The 18,364-nt window shown below is 53.1% G+C and carries 18 protein-coding genes; 5 read left to right on the forward strand and 13 right to left on the reverse strand.

The window, feature by feature from the left end:
- Positions 1–257 precede the first annotated feature (257 nt).
- The 5 genes from nirB (at position 258) to ACU8YC_RS16465 (ending at position 5,961) form a co-directional block, all read left to right on the forward strand.
- Positions 258–2,801: an NADPH-nitrite reductase large subunit gene (gene nirB / locus ACU8YC_RS16445; protein ID WP_151216834.1), complete on the forward strand. Its 2,544-nt coding sequence runs from the start codon at positions 258–260 to the stop codon at positions 2,799–2,801.
- Complete coding sequence (gene nirD, locus ACU8YC_RS16450) at positions 2,798–3,124, forward strand: nitrite reductase small subunit NirD (RefSeq protein ID WP_151216835.1); 327 nt, start codon at positions 2,798–2,800, stop codon at positions 3,122–3,124. The genes nirB and nirD overlap by 4 nt, the downstream gene beginning before the upstream one ends.
- A gap of 195 nt (positions 3,125–3,319) precedes the next feature.
- Positions 3,320–4,129, forward strand: a complete 810-nt coding sequence (gene nirC / locus ACU8YC_RS16455; RefSeq protein ID WP_187253782.1) for a nitrite transporter NirC — start codon at positions 3,320–3,322, stop codon at positions 4,127–4,129.
- Positions 4,130–4,144: 15 nt separating this feature from the next.
- Positions 4,145–5,518 (forward strand): siroheme synthase CysG, encoded by a 1,374-nt coding sequence (cysG, locus tag ACU8YC_RS16460; RefSeq protein WP_151216837.1) that lies wholly within the window; start codon positions 4,145–4,147, stop codon positions 5,516–5,518.
- Positions 5,519–5,790: 272 nt separating this feature from the next.
- A complete protein-coding gene (locus tag ACU8YC_RS16465; protein WP_187253783.1) occupies positions 5,791–5,961 on the forward strand; it encodes a YhfL family protein in 171 nt (56 codons plus the stop codon).
- A gap of 67 nt (positions 5,962–6,028) precedes the next feature.
- Here the strand turns inward: ACU8YC_RS16465 and ACU8YC_RS16470 are convergent, their stop codons facing one another.
- From ACU8YC_RS16470 to damX, 13 genes are all read right to left on the reverse strand, one after another.
- Positions 6,029–7,123 (reverse strand): aminotransferase class I/II-fold pyridoxal phosphate-dependent enzyme, encoded by a 1,095-nt coding sequence (locus tag ACU8YC_RS16470; RefSeq protein ID WP_151224121.1) that lies wholly within the window; start codon positions 7,121–7,123, stop codon positions 6,029–6,031.
- Between the two features lie 13 nt (positions 7,124–7,136).
- On the reverse strand, positions 7,137–8,441 hold the full coding sequence (locus ACU8YC_RS16475; protein ID WP_151216839.1) for a YhfT family protein: 1,305 nt from the start codon (positions 8,439–8,441) through the stop codon (positions 7,137–7,139).
- Between the two features lie 11 nt (positions 8,442–8,452).
- Positions 8,453–8,806 carry a DUF2620 domain-containing protein gene (locus ACU8YC_RS16480; RefSeq protein ID WP_187253785.1) on the reverse strand — a complete coding sequence of 118 codons (354 nt, stop codon included), beginning with the start codon at positions 8,804–8,806 and terminating at the stop codon, positions 8,453–8,455.
- 10 nt (positions 8,807–8,816) lie between these two features.
- Positions 8,817–9,695, reverse strand: a complete 879-nt coding sequence (locus ACU8YC_RS16485) for a phosphotriesterase-related protein (RefSeq protein WP_151224122.1) — start codon at positions 9,693–9,695, stop codon at positions 8,817–8,819.
- Positions 9,692–10,918, reverse strand: coding sequence for a phosphopentomutase (locus ACU8YC_RS16490; RefSeq protein ID WP_446895557.1), 1,227 nt, complete (start codon positions 10,916–10,918; stop codon positions 9,692–9,694). Before ACU8YC_RS16490 ends, ACU8YC_RS16485 begins: the two co-directional genes overlap by 4 nt.
- Entirely contained in the window at positions 10,918–12,081 is a 1,164-nt protein-coding gene (locus ACU8YC_RS16495; protein WP_151216842.1) for a YhfX family PLP-dependent enzyme, read from the reverse strand. The genes ACU8YC_RS16490 and ACU8YC_RS16495 overlap by 1 nt, the downstream gene beginning before the upstream one ends.
- An 83-nt stretch (positions 12,082–12,164) precedes the next feature.
- The gene (locus ACU8YC_RS16500) at positions 12,165–12,527 is read right to left on the reverse strand and encodes a PRD domain-containing protein (RefSeq protein ID WP_151216843.1); all 363 of its coding nucleotides are present in this window, start codon (positions 12,525–12,527) and stop codon (positions 12,165–12,167) included.
- 15 nt (positions 12,528–12,542) lie between these two features.
- Positions 12,543–13,448: a GntR family transcriptional regulator YhfZ gene (yhfZ, locus tag ACU8YC_RS16505; protein WP_151216844.1), complete on the reverse strand. Its 906-nt coding sequence runs from the start codon at positions 13,446–13,448 to the stop codon at positions 12,543–12,545.
- A 165-nt stretch (positions 13,449–13,613) separates the two neighbouring features.
- A complete protein-coding gene (gene trpS / locus ACU8YC_RS16510) occupies positions 13,614–14,618 on the reverse strand; it encodes a tryptophan--tRNA ligase (protein WP_151216845.1) in 1,005 nt (334 codons plus the stop codon).
- Entirely contained in the window at positions 14,611–15,369 is a 759-nt protein-coding gene (gene gph / locus ACU8YC_RS16515; protein ID WP_286542779.1) for a phosphoglycolate phosphatase, read from the reverse strand. The genes trpS and gph overlap by 8 nt, the downstream gene beginning before the upstream one ends.
- Positions 15,362–16,039: a ribulose-phosphate 3-epimerase gene (gene rpe, locus ACU8YC_RS16520; RefSeq protein ID WP_003023561.1), complete on the reverse strand. Its 678-nt coding sequence runs from the start codon at positions 16,037–16,039 to the stop codon at positions 15,362–15,364. Before rpe ends, gph begins: the two co-directional genes overlap by 8 nt.
- 17 nt (positions 16,040–16,056) lie before the next feature.
- Entirely contained in the window at positions 16,057–16,893 is an 837-nt protein-coding gene (gene dam / locus ACU8YC_RS16525) for an adenine-specific DNA-methyltransferase (RefSeq protein ID WP_151216847.1), read from the reverse strand.
- Between the two features lie 117 nt (positions 16,894–17,010).
- Positions 17,011–18,300: a cell division protein DamX gene (gene damX, locus ACU8YC_RS16530; protein ID WP_151216848.1), complete on the reverse strand. Its 1,290-nt coding sequence runs from the start codon at positions 18,298–18,300 to the stop codon at positions 17,011–17,013.
- Positions 18,301–18,364 lie beyond the last annotated feature (64 nt).

The raw sequence follows: 18,364 nt of genomic DNA on the forward strand, positions 1-18,364 counted from the left end.
AGTATCTGCGCTGTCCGGCACATTCTCGCCCCCTCTTCCTTTCGCTGGTCATGTAGGCCAACTCTTACAAAAACCCTTTAATTTGTATGCTTTTTATACAAACACGAAAAGCCAGTTAATTCCGTAACTTATAAAAATGCAGTTAAATCAGCCATATACCTCTTAAGGAGTATATAAAGGCGAATTTGATTTGCATCAATAAGCGGGGTTGCTGAATCGTTAAGGTAGGCGGTAATAGAAAAGAAATCGAGGCAAAAATGAGCAAAGTCAGACTCGCTATTATCGGTAATGGTATGGTCGGCCATCGCTTTATTGAGGATCTTCTTGATAAATCCGACGCTGCCAATTTTGATATTACCGTCTTCTGTGAAGAACCCCGCAAAGCGTACGACCGTGTACACCTGTCTTCCTACTTCTCCCACCACACCGCCGAAGAGCTTTCTCTGGTGCGTGAAGGATTCTACGAGAAGCACGGCGTTAAGGTGTTAGTGGGCGAGCGCGCAATTACTATCAACCGCCAGGAGAAGGTGATCCACTCCAGCGCAGGTCGTACGGTCTATTACGATAAGCTGATCATGGCAACGGGCTCTTACCCGTGGATCCCACCGATTAAAGGTTCGGAAACCCAGGACTGTTTCGTTTACCGGACCATTGAAGACCTCAACGCTATTGAGTCTTGCGCGCGTCGTAGTAAGCGCGGCGCCGTCGTCGGTGGTGGCCTGCTGGGTCTGGAAGCCGCTGGTGCTCTGAAAAACCTCGGCGTTGAAACTCACGTCATTGAATTCGCACCGATGCTGATGGCTGAACAGCTGGATCATATGGGTGGCGAGCAGTTACGTCGCAAAATTGAAAGCATGGGCGTGCGTGTGCACACCAGCAAAAATACCAAAGAGATCGTTCAGGAAGGCACCGAAGCACGCAAAACCATGCGTTTTGCCGACGGTAGCGAACTGGAAGTTGATTTCATCGTCTTCTCCACCGGTATTCGCCCACGCGACAAACTGGCGACTCAGTGCGGCCTGGACGTCGCGCCGCGCGGCGGGATCGTGATTAACGATTCTTGCCAGACCTCTGACCCGGATATCTACGCCATCGGCGAATGCGCCAGCTGGAACAACCGCGTGTATGGTCTGGTGGCCCCAGGCTACAAAATGGCGCAGGTTGCCGTTGACCATATTCTCGAAACCGAAAACGCCTTTGAAGGCGCGGATCTGAGCGCCAAGCTGAAGCTCCTCGGCGTAGATGTTGGCGGGATTGGCGATGCGCATGCGCGCACGCCGGGCGCCCGTAGCTACGTCTATCTCGACGAAAGCAAAGAAGTCTACAAACGCCTCATCGTTAGCGAAGATAACAAAACCCTGCTCGGCGCGGTTCTGGTGGGCGACACCAGCGATTACGGCAATTTGCTGCAACTGGTGCTGAACGCCATCGAACTGCCAGAAAATCCGGATTCACTGATTCTGCCAGCACACGCAGGCAGTGGTAAGCCGTCTATCGGCGTGGATAAACTGCCGGACAGCGCGCAGATTTGCTCCTGCTTTGATGTCACTAAAGGCATGCTGGTTGCCGCTATCAACAAAGGCTGCCACACCGTGGCGGCGCTTAAAGCAGAAACCAAAGCCGGTACCGGCTGCGGCGGGTGTATCCCGCTGGTAACGCAGGTTCTGAACGCCGAACTGGCGAAACAGGGGATCGAAGTTAACAACAATCTGTGTGAACATTTCCCGTACTCACGTCAGGAACTGTTCCATCTGATCCGTGTAGAAGGTATTAAAACCTTCGAAGAACTGCTGGCAAAACACGGGAAAGGCTACGGCTGTGAAGTGTGCAAACCGACCGTAGGTTCCCTGCTGGCGTCATGCTGGAATGAGTACATCCTCAAACCACAGCACACACCGCTGCAGGACACCAACGACAACTTCCTGGCAAACATCCAGAAAGACGGTACCTACTCCGTGATCCCGCGCTCTGCGGGCGGTGAAATTACCCCGGAAGGCCTGGTTGCCGTGGGTCGTATCGCGCGTGAATTTAACCTGTACACCAAAATCACCGGTTCTCAGCGTATCGGCCTGTTCGGCGCGCAGAAAGATGACCTGCCGGAAATCTGGCGCCAGCTGATTGAAGCGGGCTTTGAAACCGGCCATGCGTACGCCAAAGCACTGCGTATGGCGAAAACCTGCGTCGGTAGCACCTGGTGTCGTTATGGCGTCGGCGATAGCGTCGGCTTCGGCGTGGAACTGGAAAATCGCTACAAAGGTATTCGTACCCCGCACAAAATGAAATTCGGCGTCTCCGGCTGTACCCGCGAATGTGCGGAAGCTCAGGGCAAAGACGTGGGTATTATCGCCACTGAGAAAGGCTGGAATCTGTACGTTTGCGGTAACGGTGGGATGAAACCTCGCCATGCGGATCTGCTGGCAGCGGATATCGATCGCGAAACGCTGCTCAAGTACCTTGACCGTTTCATGATGTTCTATATCCGTACCGCCGATAAACTGACCCGTACCGCGCCATGGTTAGATAATCTGGAAGGCGGTATCGAGTATCTGAAATCAGTCATCATCGACGACAAACTGGGTCTGAACCAGCACCTGGAAGAAGAGATGGCCCGTCTGCGTGAGGCGGTGGTCTGCGAGTGGACGGAGACTGTTAACACCCCATCCGCACAGGTTCGCTTCAAACACTTTATCAACAGCGATCAACGCGATCCGAATGTCCAGGTTGTGCCTGAACGTGAACAACATCGTCCGGCCACGCCATACGAGCGTATCCCGGTCACTCTGGTGGAGGAAAACGCATGAGCCAGTGGAAAAACATCTGCAAAATCGATGACATTCTGCCTGCAACAGGCGTCTGCGCCCTGTTAGGTAGCGAGCAGGTTGCGATTTTCCGCCCATATCACAGCGACCAGGTGTATGCGATCAGCAACATTGACCCGTTTTTTGAGTCGAGCGTGTTGTCTCGTGGGCTGATTGCGGAGCATCAGGGCGAATTGTGGGTCGCCAGCCCGCTGAAAAAACAGCGCTTTCGTTTAAGCGACGGACTGTGCATGGAAGACGAACAGTTCTCCGTGAAACATTACGAAGCCCGCGTGAAAGACGGCACGGTACAACTGCGCGGTTAATTAATTTTTGGGAGGCGCAACGCCTCCCCTTTTTTGTATTTTTTTCATTGTAATTGTTATCACCAAATCATTTGTGCTGCATCGCGGCAGCAACTGAGCAACCCCCCAGGAGCATAGTTCACTATGTGACTGGGGTGAGCGAGGGCAGCCAACAAAGAGGCAGTGCAAAGGATGAAGTGAGAAAAGGATAATCAAATGTTTACTGACACTATCAATAAGTGTGCGGCCAATGCTGCGCGCATCGCACGCCTGTCGGCTAATAACCCACTCGGATTCTGGGTCAGCTCCGCCATGGCAGGAGCCTATGTTGGCCTTGGCATCATCCTTATTTTTACGCTCGGTAATCTGCTTGACCCGTCTGTGCGTCCGCTGGTGATGGGTGCAACCTTTGGTATTGCATTGACGTTGGTGATTATTGCCGGTTCCGAACTGTTCACAGGCCATACAATGTTCCTGACACTTGGCGTAAAAGCGGGCACCATCAGCCACGGTCAGATGTGGGCCATTTTGCCGCAAACCTGGCTGGGAAATCTGGTGGGTTCCGTGTTTGTCGCCCTGCTGTACAGTTGGGGTGGCGGTAGCCTGCTGCCGGTCGATACCAGCATTGTACATACGGTTGCACTGGCAAAAGCCACCGCGCCTGCAACGGTGCTTTTCTTTAAAGGCGCACTGTGTAACTGGTTGGTTTGTCTGGCTATCTGGATGGCAATCCGTACCGAAGGTACAGCAAAGTTCCTCGCAATCTGGTGGTGTTTGCTGGCATTTATCGCTTCCGGCTATGAGCACTCGGTTGCCAACATGACACTGTTTGCCCTCTCCTGGTTCGGTCATCACAGCGAGGCGTATACCTTGTCAGGAATTGGTCATAACTTGCTGTGGGTGACACTCGGTAATACTTTGTCCGGTGTCGTATTCATGGGATTGGGTTATTGGTATGCTACGCCAAAATCGGAGCGTCCGGCTCCGGCAAAAATCAACCAGCCAGAGGCGGCTGCTAATAATTAATTAAGGGGTAATGTCGTGGACCATTTGCCTATATTTTGTCAACTACGTGACCGCGACTGCCTGATCGTCGGCGGTGGTGATGTCGCAGAACGCAAAGCGCGGTTACTGCTGGAAGCGGGCGCCCGTTTAACGGTTAATGCGCTGGCGTTTATTCCGCAGTTTACCGTATGGGCAGATGAAGGCATGCTGACGCTGGTTGAGGGACCGTTCGATGAGTCCCTGCTCGACACCTGCTGGCTGGCTATTGCCGCCACCGATGACGACGCCGTCAACCAAAGCGTCAGTACTGCTGCGGAGTCACGCCGCATCTTCTGCAACGTGGTCGATGCGCCAAAAGCAGCCAGTTTTATCATGCCCTCCATTATCGATCGCTCGCCGCTGATGGTGGCGGTTTCCTCCGGCGGTACATCGCCGGTGCTTGCCCGTCTGCTGCGTGAAAGACTCGAATCCTTACTGCCTCAGCATCTGGGTCAGGTCGCGCAGTATGCAGGCAAGTTGCGTTCCCGGGTGAAAAAACAATTTGCCAGTATGGGTGAACGTCGCCGCTTCTGGGAAAAATTGTTCGTTAATGACCGACTGGCACAGTCGCTGGCGAACAGCGATCAGAAGGCCGTCGAGGAAACCACCGAGCAGTTGCTCAGCGAACCGCTGGACCATCGTGGTGAAGTGGTGCTGGTTGGCGCCGGTCCTGGCGATGCCGGGCTATTGACACTGAAAGGGTTACAGCAGATCCAGCAAGCGGATGTCGTGGTTTATGACCGTCTGGTTTCCGACGACATCATGAATCTCGTACGCCGCGATGCTGACCGGGTGTTTGTCGGTAAACGCGCGGGCTACCACTGCGTCCCGCAGGACGAGATTAACCAGATCCTGCTGCGTGAGGCGCAACAGGGCAAACGCGTCGTGCGACTGAAAGGTGGCGACCCGTTCATCTTTGGCCGCGGCGGTGAAGAGCTGGAAACCTTGTGCCACGCCGGTATTCCATTCTCCGTTGTGCCAGGGATTACCGCAGCATCCGGTTGTTCTGCCTATTCCGGCATTCCGCTGACCCATCGTGATTACGCCCAGAGTGTACGTCTGGTCACCGGACACCTGAAAACCGGCGGAGAACTGGACTGGGAAAACCTGGCGGCCGAGAAACAGACGCTGGTGTTCTATATGGGACTGAACCAGGCCGCAACCATCCAGGAAAAATTGATCGAGTTTGGCATGCAGCCTGATATGACCGTCGCGCTGGTAGAAAACGGGACTTCCGTGAAGCAACGCGTCGTCAACGGGGTACTGACGCAGCTCGGTGAGCTGGCACAACAGGTTGAAAGTCCGGCGCTGATTATTGTCGGTCGCGTGGTTGGACTGCGTGATAAACTCAACTGGTTCTCAAACCATTAATTGAACGTTAAATAGATGCCCTTAATATCAGGGCATCTATTTATGATTCATAAGAATCAATATTTAATCTACACAATATATCATTCATAGCATTCATCATTTCATTAATTACAGATACATTTCATAGTATTTTAATCCATTAAAAATATATTCCACACAAACATTACTATGTCCTTATTCGGACTATTTAAAATTTTCCTTAGTTGATATCTTAATCGACGAGAAATGGATTTCATCCATTTAAAAAACAGATATCTTACAAGGATTTTATCATGTTTAAATTTGCAAAAATCACCATCGTGGCAGGTGTACTGGCTACGCTGACTGCATGTACTGGTCATATCGAAAACAAAAAAAATAACTGTAGCTACGATTACTTACTGCATCCGGCTATTTCAATTTCTAAAATTATTGGTGGTTGCGGCCCGGCTGCAGATCAGTAATAGAAGCGATTGCGCAGATACAAAAAAACCGGGAACTCCCCGGTTTTTCCATTTATAGATTAGATACTCATTCACACATCATCGCATTCACGCTCTCGCGCAAAATACGTAGTACGGTCTCTTCTCCACTGCGATTTGGATTAATGCGAATCGCATAATCACCCAACGACGGATTTGCTTCACGAAATGTCCCGGAAAGGCGATAGAACAGCGGCGGGATCTCATACTTCGACTCCGCTCCCACCGGGTACGGTAGCGCGCCTCTTTCTTGCGCCACCTTCAGCACGCGGGCGGCAATCGGCTGGTGAAACTCCACGATCAGTACCTTCGACTGGGCATTGGCAATAACAGCCTGTTTCACCTCGGGTAGCACTCCGCTATTGAGCATCGTTAGCAGCCGTTCAGTTACCCCAGCCTGTACCGCATGCATTACAGGGGCGAAAACCAGGCCACGCAGCACTTCCAGTGCTTGCCCCCCCTGGATCTGGCTGCCACCGGAATAGAGGCTGGTACGGATTTTAGCGATAACCTCCGCCTTGCCGACAACCGCCCCTACGCCTTCCGGACCGAAGAGCTTAAAGCAGGAAAAGGTGGACAGCGTCGCCCCTCGTTCACAACCAATTCCGTCTACTTTCATCACCGCGTAGTTATCATCGGTTAACGTCGGTACGCCGCATTGCGTTATTTCCGCCAACACATCCGCTAAAACGTAACGGTCCTGCGGTTGCTGCCGCGTATGCTGTACCAGCGCGGCGTCAGGGCGATACTGCGTAATAGCCCGCATGATTGCCGAGGGGCAGTTGAAATCAGCCCTGACCAGGGTGATGCCCATCTGCTCGATGATCACCTGTGTTGTCGGATACACAGGCGCGTCGTGAACCAGCAGTCGCTGCCCAGGTTTGAGGAGTGCAGCCAGCCCGGCGCGAATAGCCCCGGTGCCTGCGCCCTGGACCAGGGCAGCGGCCTCAGCATGAAAAGCCTCGGCCAACACCTTTTCCACACGCTGCGTGACCCGGGGCTGATTCAGCCCCGGAGCCAGTCCCAAATCTCCGCCGGACAGAAAATCAGCACCCGGAAAGTGACGGCAGATCACATCCACCAACGCAAACTGCTTCTGCTGTGCCTGCGCAATCGTCAGGCTTTGCAGAGGGAACGTCTTCATGTTTTACACCTCCTCAGGCCGGAACAAACAGACCAAACCAGTAGAGAATATTCAGCACAATACCGGTGATCATTACTGCCACGACCGGGGCTGCCATCTTCTGAACCGGACGCCCTATCGATTCGTTGAGGAAGTAGATCGCCACCGCAATCGAGAAACCGGTGTAGCCAGCCATCTTGATGGCGGCAAAAATCGAGCCTACCAACAGCGCCATTTCCATCAGCATATTCATCGCATTACGAATATTGTCCGACGCGTTACGCACTGATGGATAACGCCCCAGCCATTTGCCAATTGAGCGTAGCAGCAGCACTTCTGCGGAAATCACGATAGCGCCAAGGATTGCCGCTATCCACGGGTTCGGAGCCAGATAGCCAACGGAATAAACAAAGGTGAAGCCCGCTACCGCGTATACACCGGTTGCCAGCGCGGTGGTGGCAATCAACGGCACAAAACCCAACCCACGCATAAATTCTGCCAGCGCCGCCTGGTTAACCAGCGTCTGCGATTGCTCCGGCGTAATCCCCGCCGAATAGGCTTTTTCCAGCGTAAAAATTGAAACTTCGCTACCAGCGAAAATCTTCATACTGGCGACGGCGGCAATCAGTGCACCGACAATCGCGATGTACGGCAGGTTTTTAATAATCCGCGAGGTTCGTTCTTCAAAGACCGATAGCCCGCTGCCATCCATCTCTTCATCGCCACGGTGGCGAATATCATGCGTAATGGCAATCACCAGCAGCATCATCATCCCCACAAAAATCTCAATCGATTCCGGGTTCAGATGCGGGAAGTAACGCACCACCACGACGCGGGTCATCAGCACCACCACCGCCGCGATAATGCTGTGTTTCCAGCCAAACTGGTAGAAAATCGCGACCAGCGGGAAAAGTGCGAATGCGGAAACGACCGGAGAACTCAGCTCGCCAAGGCTACCCAGTACATCAACCGGCAACGCTGTGAGCAGATGGTTCACCGGCAGCAGGCAGGTCAGAATCAGTACGCCCCAGATAGCACCCAGACCGAACGCCAACAGGCTGTTCATTGCCAGCACGCCGAGAATATCCGTCGGCAGGAACAGCAGCCAGGCGTTAAGTAAGCCGGTTTTCAGAGTAAAGGAGATCCCAACCGACGCGACAAAGCCAATACTCAGACCAAACGCGATACTTCCCGCCTCGCGGCGATTCATGTACCCCTCGATCAGCTGCGGCAGAATCGGACGGATGCCGTCATGAAAGACAGCCGCCGAACGATGCGCCAGAAGTGACGTCATGCCGGTCAGGCAGGCCACCACCACAATCTGAATATACAGATCCATAGTCATGCCTTTTATTTCAGATGGTTAACCAGCATCGGAATCGCATGTTCAACATGTTCGACGGAGAGACCAAATGCCACTTTCCCTTCCGCGACCATTTTTGCGATCTGTTCGTCTTTCGCCTTAATACCCGGCTTGGCGATAGTGCAGCTTTTGTTGTAGCCAATCACCGCGATGGCAATCGACAGCGCAGCCCCCGCGCCGGTGTTACACGCACCGATGTAGTAATCCAACTGTCCGGATTTCACCTTCATTGCCGCCTCCATATCGTTATGAATGGAGACTTCAAAACAGCCCGGAGCGGCAGTTTCGATAGTTTTTTTAATCTGCTCACGCTGTAAGCCAGCAACGCCAATCTTTTTCATGATTCTGTCCTTATTGGAAAAATTTTGAAGGGTTATCATGTAACATCGTGTCCACATCGGCCTGACTGAATCCTGACTGGCGCAGCTGTGGGATAAAGGTGGTTAACAGGTAGTCGTAGCCATTACCGCCATTGGCTTTTAAATGCGAGCGGCGGGTAATGTCCATAGAGAGCATGACGTGGCTAAGCAGTCCGCGATCGCGTATCGCATGCAGCATGGCGATGCGTTTCTCATCCGGGTAATAGTTGTTTTTACCGATGGTATCGAACTGCACATACGCGCCGAGATCAATCATGCGATAGATGTTGTCGAGGTTATCTTTCAAATCACAATGACCCACGGTCACACGGGAAAGGTCAACGCCGTGCGCCTTCAGCAGAGCCAGCTGTTCCAACCCCATCGTGCTAAAAGAGGTATGGGTCGAGATAGGGCGTCCGGTTTCGCGATGTGCCCGCGCTGCAGCGATAAACACCTTCTCTTCAAGCGGCGTAATTACCCCTTCGCTGGAGCCGATTTCCGCGATAATTCCGGCTTTCAATTCAGTGCCATCAATACCGACGACAATCTCATCGACCATCTCCTGCGCGAGCTGCTCTACGCTGCAGGTTGCGACATGTTCAGGGAAAAACGCATCCTGGTAATAGCCTGTACAGGCCATAACGTTAATTCCGGTATCACGCATCAGTGAGAGCATGAATTGCGGATTACGTCCCATATAGCGGTTGGTCATCTCAATAATGTTGCTGACGCCTGACGTCCGGAGATCCTTCATCTCCTGACAGATGAGATCGTACTGATCTAACCGGCAGTCGAGGTTATTCTTGAACCCGGAGAGATCGATATGCAGATGCTCGTGGACCCAGGTGTAGCCCGTCGGATCAAAATTCATAAGGTGTCTCCTGAAAGCCGTAAAGCCGAAAGAAAAGAGCTGCCGTTTTGCGGTCGCTGCGCGCCAAAAAACTCGCACACCGTCGCGCCAACATCGGATAACGTCGCCCGGATGCCTAATTGCGCAGGCTCCAGGCCCTGTTGATACACCAGAACTGGCACAACTTCCCGGGTATGATGGCTGTGCCCAATGGTCGGATCGTTGCCGTGATCGGCCATGACCACCAGACAGTCATTGGGATCCATGGCAGCCAGAAGGCGCGAAAGATTAAGATCGACAAGCTGTAATCGTTCGGCATACCGCGCGACGTCTTCAGCGTGCCCGGCAAGATCGGTTTCCTGAATGTTGGTACAGATAAATACCGTCGACTCAGCGTTAAATTCGTTAAGGGTGATATCCATGATCTGCTGGCTATCCACCAGGTTTTGCCAGTTGCGCCCGTGCGGATTGCCAACGATATCCGCCACTTTACCGACCAGCACGGTAGGGATCCCGGCGTCATGCAGTTTTTGCGGTACCTGTACCTGCTCATCTACGCCAAAGCCCATATGCCTGACCTGAAAGCCGTTTTCATACGCGCCAGAACGTGGGGCATTAATGCCAACAAAGCGCCCTTCCATCGTTTCGGCGGCATCCAGAATGCGCTGGCTGTTCGCAAGCTGGCCGCCAAAGGTTATGACGCGCCCGACCTGAACCTGTTCACGCACTATGCGGCCAATCTTTAGCACCTCATCAAACGCAATGGCGGACAGGTTGGCAGTGACGTTGTAGACCTGACCTAAATCAGCCTCGAGGTTATCGCCCACCGCAACCGCATTGTTGACCCACAGAAACGCCAGCTCGCTACCACGGCGTTCCACCTGCCAGCCCGCCAATTTCAGCGCTTGCTCAACGCCATCGATGACGTCGTTAAATGGCATCCGCAGCGGCGCCTGAGGCCATGTGCCTAAAATTTCCTGATGCCCCATGAAGGTATCGCCACCTTCATGCTGCAACTGTGCAACGCCCCAGACTGCCGATTCCGAAGGATTCATCACGCCTGGCGTATAACCCAACGCGTTAATCAATCCCAACTTTTCCAGCGTAGGTAGCCGTAACTGCGGGAATTCACTCAGGATATGTCCACAAGTATTCGCCCCGGCATCCTGAGGTCTAACCCGCGCAACGTCTTTCATTGCGCCGACGCCAAAACTGTCGATTACCAACACCACGAATCGGGCCATTAGTCCTCCAGAATATTGCCGAGACTGTCATAACGCGCGACGATTTCAGCCACGCCACGCTGGATACCCGACACCAACACCACGTCGCTGCGCGTCACGAAGATCTGGGTGCGAAAACAGAAGATCACTGCGCTGCTCACCGGAAACTCACCGGCTACGGGCAGGTAGTAATCGATACTGCTGTCGTCAACGGGTTTTAGCTTCGCGGCTATGGGGGCGTCATTTTCCGGCGTAAAGACCAGTGCGTTTTGCGCATGACCGCGACGGTAATAGCCCCCGCCGTAGCAATAACTGTCCCCGCGAAACGTGTGCGAGACCTCGCTCAGCCACAGCATCGCAATACGTTCAGGCTGGTCGCCCTTTTGATTGGCAGGGATGGTGCCTGTCAGCGCATGACCCGGCTCGGCGTGGGTGACGCCATATTCCGCCAGTAGGGGTAATGATGTGCAGCTACTGGCTGACGGCGCATTAAGCTGATCAATAGTAATTCCGGCTTGGGCCAACTGACGCCGGGCACTCACCAGCGTGTGCAGATTAGGCGTCGGCATCGTCTGCGCGGAGTTTTCATCCCATAACAGGCACGGGAAATGGGTGAGGCCGCTCAGGCGCAGGCCCGGCAGTCTGCGGATTTCATTGACCACATCCGTCAGATATATCAGCGGAAAGCCGCTTTCTTGCCCCGGATAGAGAAAATCATCCTTGTCATACACCTTCAGCATCACGTTTTGCTGGCAACCGGCCTTCACCGCCGCCGCCGAAACTTCGCGCGCTTTCTCCAGCGAAAACAACGTAATGACCTCGGTTCCTTGTGCGACAGCCTGATTGACCTGTCGCGAAGGGATCTGCACCAGATGTCCCTGATGCGCCACCGGCAACCCGGCACGGCGCATGACGCGACTCTCCTTGTAATCGACAACCACGATGCCTTCATAGCCAAGCTGCAATAGTTTCTCCGCCAGCCATGGATTGCGTCCAACCTGTTTGGTCATCAGGTACAGCGAGATGCCATACTGCCTGGCGACGTCCAGCAGGCGTTTGCCATTATCAATAACCTGGTCAACATCAATAACCCAACTGTCAGGCGCGATCTTTCCCTGCTGCCACAGCGCGACAGCGGCGGAGATTAGCGCGGGGTTCTGGCGTTTCAATGCGTCTATAAACATTTCTCTGCCTCGTTTCTAATCCTTCAGCTAAATATTCATTTTTTTGAATATTTAGGATGCAATACGCTATTTCCCCATTGATTTCAGACGTCTTCGTGTGCCGCCATCCACAATCCATACAAGTTCGCCAGCATGTAGCCTTCTTCATTCACATGTAGCGTCACCGTGAATTCTTTCAGCAATGCCTGATGGACCAGTAAAATAGTCGGCCAGAGATGAGATTGCGCCAGTTCCTCCAGCAGCTCACCATCCAGCGCTTCAATCACCTCGCCCTGGCGACTGCGCATGAGCGCACTCGCCATATGCGTCATCGCCATGGTTCCTTGCTCGCTGTGAATCGGCAAACGCCATTCTTCGTCCAGCCGCCTGACGACCTGCAGCATGCCGCTGCAAATATCCTTGTCGATAACACCTGCTTCACACAGCAGGTTCAACCTGTTTTCCATGTCGTTCGCCTTCACTTAATAACTGGGTTCCTGTTCACCGTTCGCCACACGTTGTTGGTGGGCGAGCAGTGCCTCTTTATTAACAACCGCCCGCAGTAACTGTTGCATCGGATAATCCTCTGCCCGGGTCAGCACCACCGCCTCCGTGGCCTGTAGAAAGCGCGGATCGTTGGTGAGCGGCGTGGCTTCTAATCCCAGTACCGCCAATTCGGCCTCTGCTACCACGTTCCAGATCACCGCATCGACATCTCCTTTCGCGATGCGCTGCAAACTCTCGTGGTAAGGCATATCGATCAGTTCAACGTCACGATCGCCAAAACAGGCCTCGGTCATGATTTTCTGATCCGCCGAGCGATTATCGAGCCCGACCCGTTTTACCGCGGCACATTCGCCTTTGCGACAAATCAGTTGATGTTCGCCGACGTAGGTATGCGGCCCCAGCGCCAACGTGATGCGCAGCCCGTCCTGGGCAAGATAACTTTCCGCAGCCAGGCGAGAAACCACCGCCATGTCGTAAACGCCGTTTAGCAGGCATTCCACGCGAATATCGGCCCCACGCATGTGTGCGTAATAAAACGGGATCCCATCAAACTGTGCCTTAAGCCCACTCGCCAGCCCTTCATATAAACGGGTGTAGGGTAGCGGCATCGCACAGACCACAGTATTGATATCCACATGCGTCAACAGCGTGCGGTTATCCATCTCTACCAGGTAACTACCATTACGCCCACGACGCTCAATACGGATCGCGCCTGACGATTCCAGTGTTTTTAGCGCGGCCTGCGTTAATCCCACCGACGAGCGGCATTCGCTCGCCAGTTCATCAATGGTTTTCAAACGGTTACCACACTTTTCACCGAGCAGGTAACGGGCCAGGGTTGTCAGTACAACCCCTTCCTTCTTAATAAATGTCCGACTCATTATATATTTTCAGTAAATTGAATATTTATATCTTCATTAAAATGAAAATATAGCGCAACAAGGAAATATGCAAACGGCGAGGTGCTTCACAGTTTTTGCTATTCACAAACAAACAGGCGAAAAAAAACCGGGTATACCCCGGTTTCTTCAGAACTGCAGCGCGTATTACGGCTTGGCGACAAAACCAATGGCTTCATAAACGGCTTTCAGCGTAACAGACGCACGGGCGCTGGCTTTTTCAGCACCGTCTTTCATCACTTTCTGCAGGAAAGCTTCATCGTTACGGAAACGGTGATAACGCTCCTGAAGCTCAGTTAGCATGCCGGAAACAGCCTCAGCAACTTCGCCTTTCAGATGGCCATACATTTTGCCTTCGAAGTGTTTTTCCAGCTCCGGAATGCTCTGGCCAGTGACGGCAGAGAGGATATCCAGCAGGTTGGAAACGCCCGCTTTTTCTTTCACATCGTAACGAACAACTGGCGGCTCTTCCGAGTCGGTCATCGCACGTTTGATTTTTTTGACGACAGATTTCGGGTCTTCCAGCAGGCCGATAACGTTGTTGCGGTTGTCATCAGATTTTGACATCTTCTTCGTCGGCTCCAGCAGCGACATCACACGCGCGCCGGATTTAGGAATGAACGGCTCCGGCACTTTGAAGATGTCGCCATACAGGGCGTTGAAGCGCTGGGCGATGTCGCGGCTCAGCTCCAGATGCTGTTTCTGATCTTCGCCAACCGGGACCTGGTTGGTCTGATACAGCAGGATGTCTGCCGCCATCAGTACCGGATAATCAAACAGCCCGGCGTTAATGTTCTCCGCATAACGTGCGGATTTATCTTTGAACTGGGTCATACGGCTCAGCTCACCGAAATAGGTGTAGCAGTTCAGCGCCCAACCTAACTGTGCGTGTTCCGGCACATGAGACTGGACGAAAATAGTGCTTTTTTCAGGATCGATACCGCATGCCAGGTATAGCGCCAGCGTATCCAGCGTTGCTTTACGCAACTGCTGAGCGTCCTGACGAACGGTGATAGCATGTTGGTCAACGATGCAGTAGATGCAATGGTAGTCATCCTGCATGCTCACCCACTGACGCAGCGCACCCATATAGTTGCCAATGGTCAATTCACCTGAGGGCTGTGCGCCACTAAAAACGATGGGCTTAGTCATTTTTTGATTCCTGATTTTCGCTATGCGGAAGCCCGAGAGCGGGCAGTAGTTCATTAATACGGTCGTAAATAACGTCGGGCAGGCTCAGCGCGATCGACTCGCCGTAGTTGTAGCCATAGGTCAGGCCAACGGACGGACAACCAGCAGCTTTTGCCGCCTGAATATCATTGCGTGAATCCCCTACGAAGAGCATTTGCTCAGGCTTGATGCCAAGCTTACTTGCCACCAGCAGCAGCGGATCCGGATGGGGTTTTTTATTCTGCACGTCGTCGCCACCGATGACCACGCTAAAGTATTTGGCGATATCTAACGCCTCAAGCAATGGCGCGACAAACGGGGTCGGTTTGTTAGTCACCAGACCCAGCGGCAATCCTTTCGCATGCAGCGCGCCCAACGTATCGGCTACATCAGGGAACAGGAATGTCCCCTCTTCTGCGACATCGCCGTAGTATCTGTCGAACAGCTTGCGCAAAATCCGCACCTGTTCCTCGGCGGGAATATCATCATCAACGGGTGGTTTACCCATTGTTTTACGTAATGTCGCGCGCTCCTGACGAGACCACGCCAGCGCGCGCTCCATTAGTACATCTGCACCGTTACCAATCCAGGTGATAACGCGTTCTTCACCGGCCACCGGCAGTTCCAGCGCATACAGCGCCATATCCACCGCTGCGGCTAATCCCGGCGCGCTGTCGACCAGCGTGCCGTCGAGGTCAAATGCAGCGCCCCGAATATCCTGAAACTTATCCATGACTTACCTTCGCCAGTTCATTGCGCATTTCATCAATGACTTTTTTGTAGTCTGGTTGGTCGAAAATAGCAGAGCCTGCGACAAACATATCTGCACCCGCCGCCGCGATCTCACCGATGTTGTTCACCTTGACGCCGCCGTCCACTTCCAGACGGATATCGTAGCCAGACTCATCAATACGGCGACGTACTTCACGCAGCTTATCCAGCGTTTGTGGGATGAAAGACTGCCCGCCAAAACCTGGGTTAACGGACATCAGCAGGATCACGTCGAGCTTATCCATGACGTAGTCCAGATAGCTCAGCGGCGTTGCCGGGTTGAATACCAGGCCCGCTTTACAGCCATGTTCTTTGATCAGCTGTAAAGTGCGATCGACATGCTCGGAGGCTTCCGGGTGAAAAGTAATGATGCTGGCGCCGGCTGCGGCGAAGTCCGGGACAATACGATCGACCGGTTTCACCATCAGGTGAACATCAATCGGGGCGGTAATGCCATATTTACGCAACGATTTCAGCACCATCGGGCCGATGGTCAGGTTCGGTACGTAATGATTGTCCATGACATCGAAGTGCACGACGTCGGCTCCGGCAGTCAGCGCTCTCGCGGTGTCCTCACCCAGGCGGGCAAAATCAGCCGACAGAATTGAGGGGGCGATCAAATACTGTTTCATCCGCTTCTCCTTGAGAATTATTTCTTCGCAGGCGTTACAACTCCTGGTTTATACAGTGCCAGCAGTTCATTCACCTTTTTACGCGTGCCGCCATTGCTGCTAATGCTGCGCCGCACTTTGACCTGAAAATGTTTCGCCGCGCTGTACCATTCACGGGTATCGGGCGTGTCATGATTCGAAATTAACACCGGGATCTGCTTACTGACCAGCTTTTCTGCCATCTGGGCCAGATGCGCCTGCTCTTTCGGGCTAAAGCTATTGGTATGATACGCGGTGAAATTTGCCGTCGCCGAAAGTGGTGCATAAGGCGGGTCACAATAGACCACAGAGTTACTGTCTGCTCGATCCATACACTCTTCATAAGAGAGGCAATGGAACTCCGCATTCTGCGCTTTTTCAGCAAAATGGTACAACTCGGCTTCCGGGAAGTAAGGTTTTTTATAACGACCAAACGGTACGTTAAACTCGCCGCGCAGGTTGTAACGGCATAATCCGTTGTAACCAAAGCGGTTCAGATACAAGAACAGCACTGCACGGCGGAACGGATCCTGGCTGGCATTAAATTCTTCTCTGAACCGATAGTACACCTCAGCCTGATTGGTTTCAGGCATAAACAGCTCGCGTGAAGCCTGCACATACTCATCGGTACGCGTCTTCACGATGTTATAGAGACTGATGAGGTCGCTGTTGATATCGGCAAGAATATAACGAGAAAAGTCGGTGTTGAGAAACACCGACCCGGCACCCACGAAGGGTTCAATCAGGCACTCACCCTGAGGTAAATGCCGTTTGATATCATCAAGCAGGGGATATTTCCCCCCTGCCCATTTCAAAAAAGCGCGATTTTTTTTCATGCTGACTAACTAATTACACCTTCTCCGGCTGTGGAGAAAGCTCCGACAGCATCCTGCGCTTTAGTCTTTGTCCCGCAATTGGGCGAAACAGCAAACCATTGCAGAACATATCCTATCTTACTTCAAATCGGCCTGAACCTGGTGCAGCGGTTTTGCCCACGGGTTTTTCGCCTGAATATCGGCGGGTAACGTAGACACTGCACGTTTCGCATCTTCTTTAGAGGCATAAACGCCCGTCACCAGAACATACCACGGTTGACCGTTACGCGTCGTCTGGTACACCACGTAGTTCTTCAGGTTTTCTTTCTTCGCCCAACCGTTCAGGTTGTCGTAGTTAGAAGAACTGCTGAGCTGCAGCGTGTAATGGCTGGACGGCGCAGCTTTTAACGCGCCGACATTTCCAGCACTTTTCGCTCCGCCAGCAACAGGTGTTGACGTTGTTGCCGTCGCGGTTGGCGCAGGCGTTGCAGTCTGGGCTGGCGTCGTCGCCGCGGTTGCTTTCGGCGTAGCGGTTACCACTGGCGCTTTAGTTGTGGTCGTCGGTGCAGTTGCGGTTGGTTTTGCCTGAACAACAGGTTTCGGCTCTGCCGGCGTTGTTTTCACCGTGGTTTGCGGCTTGCTCTTCGGCTCAATAACAGCCTGTTTACGTTCCTGGCGCGTAGCAGCAGGACGTTCAGTCGTTTCCGTTTTCGCAGTCTGGCGCGCAGCATTACCATTACGAACGGGAGCTACGGTCGCAGGTTCGGTCGGCAGCGTAGAGTTAACTACAACATTATTAACCTGCTCCTGACCCTGCGGTTGCGTCAAAGCGTTGTTCAGATCGCCCTGCACTTCAACACGCTGTTGGCCTTCGGTTGCCGCAGGTGTCTGACCTTGAGTCGGCGTGGAGGAAATCGGTGGCAGGGAAACATCCTGCTGGGTATTGCCCGCAGTTTGCTCAGCGCCCGCTGCAGGCGTAGTCGTACTCGCCTGATCCGTTGCATTGCTGCCAGAAAGGTCGATGCTCTTCTCACCAGATGCTGCCTGCTCATTGGAAGAAGATGATGAGGGGGCTTTCAGCGCAGAACCGATACCGATAATCAGCAGCAGGAGCACCAGAACACCGACCCCCATCATCATATACTGACGTGAGGCAGGCTTACTGGCGGCTTTCTTACGCTTGCGCGGACGGCGTTCTACACGCTCTTCATCCACGTTATCGTCTTCAGATTCATACTCTTCTTCAATGTCCCGCTCTTCTTCACGCTCTTTACGTGCGCGCGCAGGACGGCGATCGTCAGCATCCAGATCAACATCATCAAAATTGATTTGCGGCTCATTATCGCGTTCAGACGATTGACGAGAACGACCAGTACGACGATCGCTGGGATCGGGTTTCAGCTCGTCTTCTGGTTTGAATTCATCCATTTAACACCCCACTCAAAGGTTAATGCTTACGACTTTGCACATAACCTGAAGCTAAAAGACCTAC

It is taken from the genome of Citrobacter sp. VF227 (assembly GCF_052950715.1).

Excerpts from the sequence above, each read along its gene's own strand:
- ACU8YC_RS16495 (WP_151216842.1), bottom strand. The coding sequence starts at position 12,081 with ATGTTTATAGACGCATTGAAACGCCAGAACCCCGCGCTAATCTCCGCC.
- ACU8YC_RS16485 (WP_151224122.1), bottom strand. The coding sequence starts at position 9,695 with ATGAATTTTGATCCGACGGGCTACACCTGGGTCCACGAGCATCTGCAT.
- ACU8YC_RS16480 (WP_187253785.1), bottom strand. The coding sequence starts at position 8,806 with ATGAAAAAGATTGGCGTTGCTGGCTTACAGCGTGAGCAGATTAAAAAA.
- ACU8YC_RS16465 (WP_187253783.1), top strand. The coding sequence starts at position 5,791 with ATGTTTAAATTTGCAAAAATCACCATCGTGGCAGGTGTACTGGCTACG.
- nirC (WP_187253782.1), top strand. The coding sequence starts at position 3,320 with ATGTTTACTGACACTATCAATAAGTGTGCGGCCAATGCTGCGCGCATC.
- dam (WP_151216847.1), bottom strand. The coding sequence starts at position 16,893 with ATGAAAAAAAATCGCGCTTTTTTGAAATGGGCAGGGGGGAAATATCCC.
- ACU8YC_RS16470 (WP_151224121.1), bottom strand. The coding sequence starts at position 7,123 with ATGAAGACGTTCCCTCTGCAAAGCCTGACGATTGCGCAGGCACAGCAG.
- ACU8YC_RS16490 (WP_446895557.1), bottom strand. The coding sequence starts at position 10,918 with ATGGCCCGATTCGTGGTGTTGGTAATCGACAGTTTTGGCGTCGGCGCA.
- yhfZ (WP_151216844.1), bottom strand. The coding sequence starts at position 13,448 with ATGAGTCGGACATTTATTAAGAAGGAAGGGGTTGTACTGACAACCCTG.
- nirD (WP_151216835.1), top strand. The coding sequence starts at position 2,798 with ATGAGCCAGTGGAAAAACATCTGCAAAATCGATGACATTCTGCCTGCA.
- gph (WP_286542779.1), bottom strand. The coding sequence starts at position 15,369 with ATGGATAAGTTTCAGGATATTCGGGGCGCTGCATTTGACCTCGACGGC.
- trpS (WP_151216845.1), bottom strand. The coding sequence starts at position 14,618 with ATGACTAAGCCCATCGTTTTTAGTGGCGCACAGCCCTCAGGTGAATTG.
- rpe (WP_003023561.1), bottom strand. The coding sequence starts at position 16,039 with ATGAAACAGTATTTGATCGCCCCCTCAATTCTGTCGGCTGATTTTGCC.
- nirB (WP_151216834.1), top strand. The coding sequence starts at position 258 with ATGAGCAAAGTCAGACTCGCTATTATCGGTAATGGTATGGTCGGCCAT.
- damX (WP_151216848.1), bottom strand. The coding sequence starts at position 18,300 with ATGGATGAATTCAAACCAGAAGACGAGCTGAAACCCGATCCCAGCGAT.
- ACU8YC_RS16500 (WP_151216843.1), bottom strand. The coding sequence starts at position 12,527 with ATGGAAAACAGGTTGAACCTGCTGTGTGAAGCAGGTGTTATCGACAAG.
- ACU8YC_RS16475 (WP_151216839.1), bottom strand. The coding sequence starts at position 8,441 with ATGGATCTGTATATTCAGATTGTGGTGGTGGCCTGCCTGACCGGCATG.